This window comes from Cysteiniphilum marinum, from assembly GCF_014857925.1.
Taxonomy (GTDB): Bacteria; Pseudomonadota; Gammaproteobacteria; order Francisellales; family Francisellaceae; genus Caedibacter; species Caedibacter marinus.
In genome coordinates this window covers 1-2,263 of the sequence record NZ_JACYVZ010000088.1, presented here as the reverse complement: position 1 = coordinate 2,263, position 2,263 = coordinate 1, and the positions used below count along the sequence as shown (strand labels likewise).

At 37.7% G+C, this 2,263-nt stretch carries 2 protein-coding genes; both read right to left on the bottom strand.

Annotation, left to right across the window (positions count from 1 at the left end; all coding sequences use genetic code 11):
- Nucleotides 1-108: 108 nt before the first annotated feature.
- The gene (locus tag IE867_RS14345) at nucleotides 109-345 is read right to left on the bottom strand and encodes a hypothetical protein (RefSeq protein ID WP_192485391.1); all 237 of its coding nucleotides are present in this window, start codon (nucleotides 343-345) and stop codon (nucleotides 109-111) included.
- Nucleotides 346-1,459: 1,114 nt separating this feature from the next.
- Entirely contained in the window at nucleotides 1,460-1,588 is a 129-nt protein-coding gene (locus IE867_RS15070) for a hypothetical protein (protein ID WP_404826266.1), read from the bottom strand.
- Between the last annotated feature and the right edge of the window lie 675 nt (nucleotides 1,589-2,263).

Genomic DNA, 2,263 nt, shown 5'->3' with positions numbered 1-2,263 from the left:
ACCTGTGCTTACATCATAATGCTGCGCTATTATTTTGATACCCGTTGCCATTATAAAAAATCCAATTCTATATTTTGAAAATAGGATAACATAGTCGTTTCATTAAATCTAGATGTGTGTTGCTTTCGTTCGTGCAATGGCTTCCGCTAACGTCACTTTATGGTTGATTTGCTCTTGACTATCAATGGCTTGATGTAAACCCTTGTAAGTATTATTTAATTGAGATTCATTGGTTACTGCCGTAGGTGTAATGCTACAACCTGTCAAGGTCATCCCACCTGCTACTAACCAAAGATAGGGCTTAATTTTCAGACTAGATTTATTCTTTTGATGATGTTTTTTCATGGCTTTCAATGCTCCGTATTGAATGATTAATATCGAATATTGTTTTAGCGTTTTTTATGCTCTTCATTATTATTCACTGACTCATTTCTAACCATAGTTAATATTTCTGCTTTTGCCAGCTCTATTTTATATTTATGCTCATTGATATCATAGTCAGTCATTTCATCATTTTGAGTTTGACGCTTACCTAAAAATGTATCTTTCAGCTTAGCTAATAAACCTTTACTAGAATTGTTGTTTTGTGATTCATTTGCATCAAAAGCAGTTGATAACTGATTACCTCTGATCATCTGCATTTCTTTTGACAGCTTATCAGATAACTCTGGATCCTGTTGCTCTAAAATTTGTTTCATCTGATATAAATGCAGATCAGTAACATTTGATTCTGAGACAATCGATACAATAAAGTCATCTCGATATTGATCATCCGTATTTAATAGCATTGTAGATAAAATTTGAGCAATTTGATCTGTTGATAGTCCTGAATCTACGGTTTGCTGTATAATATTTCTGATAACAACATCACTTCCATAGCTACTTTCTCTAGAAACATCTAACATGCTCGAAGCAATTGCTGCAATACGAACAGTTGACTCACCTGCATCAATAGCCTGTTTGAGTAGTCCCTTGACAATGCTCGAGGTTTCAGAGATAGAATAAGTGTTTAATGCATCCTTAACTGCAGTTGAGGCAATGTCAGATAGTGTGCTAATTGGTGCTCTATCATCTAATGCCTTGCCAAATTCATTTAAAATGCTTTGGGTACGTGCATGATCAACATCACTGACCTCAATAGCTAAATCCGTTTGCTTATACTCAATCTCTGGTGAGGTACTATTCTCTTCCAGCATTGAACCTTCATGCTTAACTGTGGTTTCAGTTTGGCGCATATTATTCTCATGGATGATGTCAACGTTTTGATTTACTGTTATTTCAAAATGCTTAACATCAGACAGTACCTTATTTTGATAGATTTCTAAAGCGAAATCAGCTACACCACTAAATGAACTTTCAGGTTCATAGTAAATATCAACCCGATTACCATCTCTAATCACACTGATAGTGCCATTATCTGTCTCTAAACCTTTAATAACTACATCAATATAGTCACTACTCAGGACGCTACCCACTTTAACTGATTGATTCGACAAAGTTTCATTAACCAGTGGAGAGTCCACACTACCAGAGCCTGAGGTGAAATTTGGAATAAACACATCAAGAATACTGTTATTAATGAACCCACTTAAAGCAGTATTTGGTGCAACAACCTGATTGCTGTTTGGTATTACTTCTCTTTGCACGTTATTAGCTGCACTACCAGTAATGAGGTAATTCCCACTGACAGTATCTTGGGTAATTAATTGATACACTGGTTCATAATAAAAGTTAATGCTATCAATAAGTCCTTGTATTTCACTAGGAAAATCAAGTGTACCATTACCATTGATGTCACCCGCAACCTCATCTGGATCATCAATCTGACCATTGCCATTGATGTCACCCGCAACCTCATCTGGATCATCAATTTGGCCATTGCCATTGATGTCACCCGCGACTTCATCTGGATCATCAATCTGACCATTGCCATTGACGTCACCCGCGACTTCATCTGGATCATCAATCTGACCATTGCCATTGATGTCACCAGCGACTTCATCTGGATCATCAATTTGGCCATTGCCATTGATGTCACCCGCGACTTCATCTGGATCATCAATCTGACCATTGCCATTGACGTCACCAGCAACCTCATCTGGATCATCAATTTGGCCATTGCCATTGATGTCACCAGCGACTTCATCTGGATCATCAATCTGACCATTGCCATTGATGTCACCCGCGACTTCATCTGGATCATCAATTTGGCCATTGCCATTGATGTCACCAGCGACTTCATCTGGATCATCAATCTGACCAT